The 530-nt window shown below is 63.2% G+C and carries 1 pseudogene; it reads right to left on the bottom strand.

Annotated elements, in window-relative coordinates:
• Window positions 1-530, bottom strand: a pseudogene (locus HP566_RS08140) (hypothetical protein); the annotation flags it as partial.

The raw sequence follows: 530 nt of genomic DNA, 5'->3' as shown, positions 1-530 counted from the left end.
TAGTCATCCGGCACGGCTTTAGGCAGCACATGCTTCATGCGGTACTCGGTGTACCAGTGGGCGAAGCGGGCATGCTCCCACAGCCGTTTGCGCCGAAAGCGTCGCCAGCGGGCCATATCATTAGTGCACTCGCACTCGGCTTTTTCACGGGCCACGTAGGCATTGTACCACGCCACGCCCCACTCCCTGGCGGAGGGGGTAATCGCCCCGGCCCCTTCTTCCATAAAGCGGCGGATATACTCCCACTGGGCCAGCGCACCGGGCAGGCCACCCACGCCGACCATAATACCGGCCCCAGGCAGGGTGTAGCCCGGCCGCTCGGGGTCGGGCGGCAACAGCGCAAAGTTCCAGCCAAAACCGGTCACCGCGCCCGGCCCCAGGCTGGGGTTAAAACCGCATACTGCGATCACGTCTTCCCAGGGCACCAGCACCGTGCGGCGCTCACGCTTAAAGAGCCGACAGATGGCATCGTAGATGGGCGGGTAAACAAACAAAAAAGCCATGGAGCCGATATGCATCAGCGTCAGGCC

This window comes from Vreelandella olivaria, from assembly GCF_023507745.1.
Classification (GTDB): domain Bacteria; phylum Pseudomonadota; class Gammaproteobacteria; order Pseudomonadales; family Halomonadaceae; genus Vreelandella; species Vreelandella olivaria_A.
The sequence above is the reverse complement of the archived record's forward strand: the minus strand, read 5'-3'. Positions and strand labels throughout refer to the sequence as shown.